Source organism: Xenorhabdus sp. NBAII XenSa04 (assembly GCF_963866145.1).
Classification (GTDB): domain Bacteria; phylum Pseudomonadota; class Gammaproteobacteria; order Enterobacterales; family Enterobacteriaceae; genus Xenorhabdus; species Xenorhabdus indica.
Window position 1 is genome coordinate 1 of the sequence record NZ_CAWMEB010000004.1, and the last position, 7,883, is coordinate 7,883.

The 7,883-nt window shown below is 40.3% G+C and carries 7 protein-coding genes; 4 read left to right on the forward strand and 3 right to left on the reverse strand.

Features of this window, described 5'->3' with window-relative positions:
• Window positions 1–848 precede the first annotated feature (848 nt).
• Entirely contained in the window at window positions 849–1,004 is a 156-nt protein-coding gene (locus AAC147_RS00680; protein WP_156115406.1) for a hypothetical protein, read from the forward strand.
• 18 nt (window positions 1,005–1,022) lie between these two features.
• On the opposite strand, the gene AAC147_RS00685 is transcribed toward AAC147_RS00680, so the two are convergent.
• The gene (locus AAC147_RS00685; RefSeq protein ID WP_047684567.1) at window positions 1,023–1,541 is read right to left on the reverse strand and encodes a single-stranded DNA-binding protein; all 519 of its coding nucleotides are present in this window, start codon (window positions 1,539–1,541) and stop codon (window positions 1,023–1,025) included.
• Window positions 1,542–1,863: 322 nt separating this feature from the next.
• On the opposite strand from AAC147_RS00685, the gene uvrA reads away from it, so the two are divergent.
• The 3 genes from uvrA (at window position 1,864) to AAC147_RS00700 (ending at window position 5,690) form a co-directional block, all read left to right on the forward strand.
• A complete protein-coding gene (gene uvrA / locus AAC147_RS00690; RefSeq protein WP_047684570.1) occupies window positions 1,864–4,695 on the forward strand; it encodes an excinuclease ABC subunit UvrA in 2,832 nt (943 codons plus the stop codon).
• Between the two features lie 260 nt (window positions 4,696–4,955).
• Entirely contained in the window at window positions 4,956–5,114 is a 159-nt protein-coding gene (locus AAC147_RS00695; RefSeq protein ID WP_187650717.1) for a DUF5993 family protein, read from the forward strand.
• Window positions 5,115–5,126: 12 nt separating this feature from the next.
• Window positions 5,127–5,690 carry a disulfide bond formation protein B gene (locus AAC147_RS00700; RefSeq protein ID WP_047684573.1) on the forward strand — a complete coding sequence of 188 codons (564 nt, stop codon included), beginning with the start codon at window positions 5,127–5,129 and terminating at the stop codon, window positions 5,688–5,690.
• Window positions 5,691–5,801: 111 nt separating this feature from the next.
• On the opposite strand, the gene AAC147_RS00705 is transcribed toward AAC147_RS00700, so the two are convergent.
• Together AAC147_RS00705 and AAC147_RS00710 are read right to left on the reverse strand one after the other, a co-directional pair.
• A complete protein-coding gene (locus AAC147_RS00705; RefSeq protein ID WP_047684575.1) occupies window positions 5,802–6,905 on the reverse strand; it encodes an AAA family ATPase in 1,104 nt (367 codons plus the stop codon).
• Window positions 6,886–7,611, reverse strand: a complete 726-nt coding sequence (locus AAC147_RS00710; protein ID WP_047684577.1) for an RNA ligase family protein — start codon at window positions 7,609–7,611, stop codon at window positions 6,886–6,888. The genes AAC147_RS00705 and AAC147_RS00710 overlap by 20 nt, the downstream gene beginning before the upstream one ends.
• Window positions 7,612–7,883 lie beyond the last annotated feature (272 nt).

The following is a 7,883-nucleotide window of genomic DNA, read 5'->3' on the forward strand; positions in this document are numbered from 1 at the left end:
TTTAAAGGAATATCAACTCATTTACTTCGTTTATAACGGTGTTGCACTTATTATGTGAATGCAAGAGATATATTGAAATATTCGCGAGATGCAACAAAGATACCTCTTCTGCCATCGTCACAGACGTAATATCATGTCTTTTCTGCCAATTGCTGATAACACAGAAAACAGGAAGTAAGATATCAATTTCCCCCTTTTCATTTATGTTAGACTTGATTTTTTCTAACATCTCTAAGCAGGATGAAAAAATACTTCTGGAATTAAACTGGATAGAGGGATGATTGAGATAATCTCTAACTAAAAGGTGCAAAGGCGAGTTTTTTTCCGTTTTTCTTTCCACCACTGTTCAGATGGCAATGTTTTAGAAACAGAACACTTCTCAAGTAATAATTCTCTTAAAGCTGATGAAATTAAATGACCATTGAATGTCATATCAGGTTCATATTCTGACCATCCAAATTGACCAAATAAAATAGAATCTTCAATGATTGAACCGTTTGTGCTAACAGATATATTTCTCCTAAATAAACATAGGCACATCCCGTAATTGAAATGTATGGATTTTTGAATAACTCTGTATTTAGCTTCTGGCTCTTTTTTATCATCTGAAAAAGAGTTTTACTCTCAATACGGATTGAGTCAGTTGCTGGTTACATATCCAGACATACTTATAAAATATTTTCTTTAGTTTTTTTCTTTTCTTAAAAGTATTGGTCATTCTGAAGTCGCTTACTGCCATAAAGGAGAATAGCTAATAATAATCAAAAGAAGCTATATCATTATCCGACAAGCAATGGTCATTATTTATACAAGAAGATTGTTTTGGAATAACGCTAAGGTCATAATTTTTGTCGGCCATAAAAAATGCGCAAGAACTTAAAGAGAATATTGAGGCCTCAATGCCATTAGAGCTGAAAGGTTCAACCGATGTTTTCGTTCTTGATGTCTCAAAAAACTGGGATAAAAAAACCCCGCACGAACGGGGCCTTGGTATTGTTTCTTAAATATATTTCCGTTCAAAATCAGAACGGAATATCATCATCAAAATCCATTGGTGGCTCATTATTCTGCTGAGCAGGAGATTGTGCCGGACGAGACGATGGCATACCGCCACCACTAAATTGCTGAGAAGCTTGTGGCTGTTGTGGTTGTCCCCAACCGCCTTGGGCTGGTGCATCCTGTGCTGCGCCACGGCTGCCCAGCATCTGCATTACTCCACCGATAGGATTGACCACTACTTCAGTGGTGTAACGGTCTTGCCCATTCTGATCTTGCCATTTACGGGTCTGCAAAGCGCCTTCGAGATAAACTTGAGAGCCTTTACGCAGATATTCACCTGCGACTTCTGCCAATTTGCCGAAAATCACCACACGGTGCCACTCAGTTTTCTCTCTCATCTCACCGGTTTGCTTATCACGCCAGCTATCGGACGTTGCCAGAGTAATATTGGCAACTGCACCGCCATTCGGCATATAGCGAATTTCCGGATCCTGCCCCAAATTACCCACTAAAATAACTTTGTTTACGCCTCTGCTGGCCATTGGAATACTCCTGATGAAATGATTTTTGCTAAAAACGAACTTCTATAATTATAAACAAAGTAGTTTACCATGCGAGGACTAAGTTTAAACTAAAAGCCGTCATATTATACTTTGCGAAGCGCATCGTACTTTATATCCTTTATCTTTCATGTTGTACTCTTTGAGCTACCCTTACTGGCTATACAACAACTGAAAGCGCTTGATATACACAGTAATTATTACAGCATGAATCTCTGTTAATACTGTATATTCATTCAGCAAAATTTGTGCAATAATAATGCGCTTTTTAGTTGAACACGATAAATAATCTGGGTAATGGTAAATGGATAACATCGAAGTTCGGGGCGCCCGCACCCATAATCTCAAAAATATCAACCTGATAATTCCCCGTGACAAACTGATAGTCATTACGGGCTTGTCTGGCTCCGGTAAGTCTTCTCTGGCTTTCGATACACTGTATGCAGAAGGCCAGCGTCGCTATGTAGAATCACTCTCTGCATATGCCCGCCAGTTTTTATCACTGATGGAAAAACCGGATGTCGACCACATTGAAGGCCTGTCTCCCGCCATTTCCATTGAACAGAAATCAACTTCTCATAACCCGCGTTCAACCGTCGGAACGATCACAGAAATTCACGATTATCTCCGTCTGCTGTTTGCCCGTGTCGGCGAGCCTCGCTGTCCCGAACATGATATTCCACTGGCTGCACAAACCATTAGTCAGATGGTAGATAATGTCCTTACGTTACCGGAAGGACAACGTCTGATGTTATTGGCCCCGGTAGTCAAAGAGCGTAAAGGAGAGCATTCCAAACTGTTGGAGAATCTGGCGACACAAGGTTATATCCGCGCCCGTATTGACGGTGAAGTGTGTGACCTCTCCGATCCACCTAATTTAGAATTGCAGAAAAAACATACGATTGAAGTTGTCATTGACCGTTTCAAAGTACGCCCAGATCTGGCTCAGCGTCTGGCCGAATCTTTCGAAACCGCTTTAGAGCTTTCAGGTGGTACGGCTGTCGTTGCCAATATGGATGATGATCAGGCTGAAGAGTTGATTTTCTCGGCCAATTTCGCCTGCCCAATGTGTGGTTACAGTATGAGCGAGTTGGAACCACGCTTATTTTCCTTCAACAACCCGGCAGGTGCCTGTTCTACTTGTGATGGTTTGGGTGTCCAGCAGTTTTTCGATCCTGACCGGGTAGTGCAAAATAGCAATATTTCACTCGCAGGTGGCGCTATTCGTGGATGGGACCGCCGTAATTTCTATTACTTCCAGATGCTAAAATCTCTGGCAGACCATTATAAGTTCGATATAGAAACACCATTTGATGAATTAAGTCCTGCCATTAAAAAAGTCATTTTGTATGGCTCAGGCAAGGAATCTATCGAATTCAAATATACCAATGATCGTGGGGATGTAACTGTTCGTCATCACCCATTCGAAGGTGTTCTGCAGAATATGGAACGCCGCTATAAAGAGACAGAATCTTCCGCTGTACGGGAAGAATTAGCCAAATATATTAGTAATCGTTCCTGTATTTCGTGTGAAGGAACCCGCCTGCGCAAAGAAGCGCGTTTTGTTTTTATCGAAAATACCACATTGCCACAGATTTCTGATTTCAGCATCGGTCATGCGATGGAATTTTTCCAAAACATCAAATTAAGCGGGCAACGAGCTAAAATTGCTGAAAAAGTTTTGAAAGAGATCCGTGATCGTCTGAAATTTCTGGTCAATGTTGGTTTAAATTACCTGACACTTTCCCGTTCAGCAGAAACCCTTTCCGGTGGTGAAGCCCAACGTATCCGACTAGCAAGCCAAATTGGTGCAGGTTTGGTTGGCGTGATGTATGTTCTGGATGAGCCTTCCATTGGCCTCCATCAGCGTGATAATGAGCGTTTGCTGGAAACCTTACTGCACCTGCGTAACTTAGGTAATACCGTTATTGTTGTTGAACATGATGAAGATGCTATTCGTGCCGCTGATCATATTATTGATATTGGGCCCGGAGCGGGTGTTCATGGCGGTAAAGTTGTTGCCGAAGGAACTATTGATGACATCATGGCAAGCCAAACATCTCTCACAGGGAAGTTTCTAAGTGGTGAACGTGAGATAGCTATCCCGGAACAACGAATCGCTGCTGATCCGAACAAGATGTTGAAGTTAATTGGCGCGAAGGGCAATAACCTGAAAAAAGTGACATTAAAACTACCTGTCGGCTTGTTCACATGTATCACAGGGGTTTCAGGTTCCGGTAAATCGACATTAATCAACGATACGTTATTCCCAATCGCACAACGCCAGTTAAATGGCGCAACTAATATTAATCCTGCCTCTTATGTAGATATTCAAGGTCTGGAGCATTTTGATAAGGTCATTGATATTGACCAAAGCCCGATTGGCAGAACTCCCCGCTCGAATCCCGCCACTTATACCGGCGTCTTTACACCAGTAAGAGAACTGTTTGCTGGCGTACCTGAATCCCGTACGCGTGGTTATACACCGGGTCGTTTTAGTTTCAATGTTAAAGGCGGACGCTGTGAAGCCTGTCAGGGAGATGGGGTAATTAAAGTGGAAATGCACTTCCTGCCTGATATTTATGTTCCCTGTGATCAATGTAAAGGAAAGCGCTATAACCGCGAAACGTTGGAGATCAAATATAAAGGCAAAAATATCAATGAGGTGCTGAATATGACCATTGAAGAAGCCCGTAGCTTTTTTGATGCAGTACCTGCCCTTGCCCGTAAATTGCAAACGTTAATGGATGTTGGCCTTTCTTACATTCGTCTTGGGCAGTCTGCTACTACACTCTCCGGTGGAGAAGCACAACGGGTCAAACTGGCACGCGAGTTATCGAAACGTGGTACAGGTCAAACACTCTATATTCTTGATGAACCAACAACTGGATTACATTTTGCTGATATCCAACAACTGTTATCAGTTCTACATCAATTGCGGGATCAAGGAAATACCATTGTAGTAATTGAACACAATCTGGATGTTATCAAGACTGCGGACTGGATTGTCGATCTTGGCCCAGAAGGTGGTAGTGGTGGCGGAGAGATATTAGTGGCAGGAACGCCAGAAGATGTGGCGAAATGTGAAAAATCCCATACCGCACGTTTCCTTAAGCAGATAATCAATAAAAATTAATATTATTTCATCAATCATAATCAGCAAAAAGCCTCTCCGATTGGAGAGGCTTTGTTTATTTATTAAATTATTCTAATATTTTTTAATGCAACAAACACCTTTCCGGCTGTAATAATCAACGAAATAATCCTATTTAGATCAGTCTGATATTGTTGTTCTAATATTATTGCTGAGCCTTTAAAGATGCTGTGTTCATATTATAGGCAAGTTAATTTCATAATGATATTATATATTTTATTAACTCATAATGGAGATCAAATATGTATATGTTTTTACCATTTTTAATTGCATTAGTTATGATTGCCACCGTTATTACTGGCAAGAAAAAACTGACTTATACTCTTTGGCTTATCTTATTAATCATCACGGTATTTTGGTTTAAATATCATGCCACTGATGCACTGAATCTTTCTTTCTAACCGGAGGCCGTAATGAATAATACTATGTCAGCATCTCGCAATCTTAATCCTGCCATTACATTGAATATACTCGGTTTATTTGGCATATGTGTCATTCTAATCGTGGCATTTTATTATCAACTGGCACGTTTTGAACTTCCCTGCCCGCTATGTCTATTGCAACGTGCAGGCATCATTATGATCGGCTTTGGTTTTCTGTTTAATATCTATTTTGGCGTTAAAAATGCTCACTACAGCTTTTCCTTACTGGGCTGTATCGTAACTGGCTTTGTTGCTATGCGTCAGGTTTCTTTACATATTCTGCCGGGAGATGCAGGGTATGGTTCCACTTTCTTTGGCTTGCACTTCTATACGTGGGCTGCAATCTTATCTATTCTTACCATTATTGCTATTGCTGCCATCATGCCCCTAAAAGCAGGTAATCATGATCCAGCAAAATATTCACCACACATACTCGGCAAACTTGTCATGGGATTGTTCGCGATCTTGATCACCGCTAATCTGGTCTCTACTGTGCTGGAATGTGGCAGTGGTCAGTGTGACGATAACCCAACGTTTTATCAGCTATTGCAGTAGTAACATTTAGTTATTTTGGTAGAAGAAAGAAGGCTGATACACTCTACAGCCTTCTCTTTCCCCTACAAGACCATTCGAAGGAAATTTAATACTCATAATTCATTGAATTATTTATAAAGTAATATACTTCATGGCTTCTTCAGGCGTCGGAACTTCTAGCTTAGATAGCATTCGCTCCATCACTTTATCCGGTACAGCATATTCGCGATTATTGTTTTGTTGCCGCCATCGTTTATAGTCCTGTTCGATATAAACAATCTTAACTTTAGCGTTATAACTGACAAATAGATTAATAAGTTGCTGGCGCATTTGAGCGGTAAGACTGGTAGCATTCCAAACAAAATCCTGCCGATTACGCAATTTCTCTCTGGCCTGCTGTTTTGCCCGTTGTACAACCCAGCCATTGGCATTCTTGTCTTCTGGGCTTATCTGGTAATGACGGCGAATTGCATCCAAGCTAATAACAAACCAATCTGGGTAATACTGCTGTATAAAATGATCTTTTCCCATGCCAGGTAATCCACATAATAAAATCACCTGACTACCATAATCATCATAAGGTTGATAATCTGGCTGTTTACTTTCCGTGGAAAAATAATAAAAACGAGCTTCTGGCGAAGAAAATTTTCGTGCATTACGCCAACAGTTTTGTTCACGGCAATAAAGTTCGAATAATTCGATGCGTTCCAGTAATTCCTGTGTATCATGACATTTGCGACCTAAGACATCAGCTCTCGCCAATAAAGCTAATAGACAGGTATCAACACGTAATGACGCCGCCAACAGGGCTTTCTGTGGTTCAGGTTTTTCCATCAGCCACAGTGGTAATCCGTGAAAACGCACCAGAGCAGCAATTTGTTCACGTATCGCAAATGGTGTAGGAATTTGCTGAAAAAAAATCTGTCTGACAGTCAACTCACCTTTACGGGCATGACCGGGAGAAACGACTTGTTCATCTAAATCCATCTGCGTAGTACTTCGCTTTTCCACATCATGTAACAAAGCAGACGTCCAGAGTATTTCCTGTTCTTCTTTCTCCAGTGTTTGATACTCAGACAACTGTTCCAATGCCGTCAGTACCATTTGAGTATGAATGGCAACATCACCTTCAGCGTGGTGAATGGGATCTTGTTGAACTTCCTCCATATCAGCAATGAAAGAAAACGTTTTAGATAAATAGTCCCATGACTTATTTTTACTGAATATCCAACTCATTTCTCTCTCCAGCCGAATGGTATTCAAAGTAAAGAGGCGCTCGTTGCCAATGATGCTTCCAATGAATATTCGTTTTAACATGGTTTTTGCGCACAAACTTAAAAACATGATGCGGGAAATCAATAACTGAGTACTCACCTGCATCACGGCTGACAATGCCTTCCATTGAACAACACTGTTTTGTTTGTGTATCCCAAGAAGAAAAACGACTTTCCTGCTTTGCGGTTTGAATAATATTTTTAATGAACGCTGATTCATCTCGTGTTTCAGGAATGGCAATTTCTGGGGTGGTAGGAAAATCAAATAAGGCAGCATAAAATTTTACCTCTTCCCAACTAAGCCACATATCTTTAATACGCACAGCAAAGATAAAGAAATATTCTTCAAGGTGACGATATTCGATGGAGTGAATGGCATACAGATTCTCCCCAAAAATCTCGATATCACCCAAATCACCTTTAATTAATTGCCAACGTTGGCGGATCTGCTGCGTCCATGCTGATTGTGTCGGTGCAGCATGAGAACGGGCAAATACACCATATTGGTTCAGACAGTTATTTTCACCGTCTAGTTTTTCTGTGTGAATAAACTGATTAATGTTCTGTATATTCTGCCACCAATCATGATTAATACGATCATCACTGGTTGTTCCTGGTGAGAACGGATAATGAAAAGTTCTACCATACTTTCTTGATTGCATATCCATAATGCTTTAGCTCTTTTAAACTTATCCCAATAAAAGTGTATTACACTTTTATAGACTAATATTTACCTCAATAATTGATGAAAGAGTTCAAGAGGTTGGTATTACATTTTCTTTATTCCTATTTAATTTATCTTTTGAAATTAAAAAATTAATTTAAGCACTTTTGTTATTTAATATAAAAGTGGGAGAAGTAAGATTTCACATATAATCACTTGATATATCTGTGCTTACTATATAGAAAACGGTTATAAATTAACTTGGATTCGCCTAAT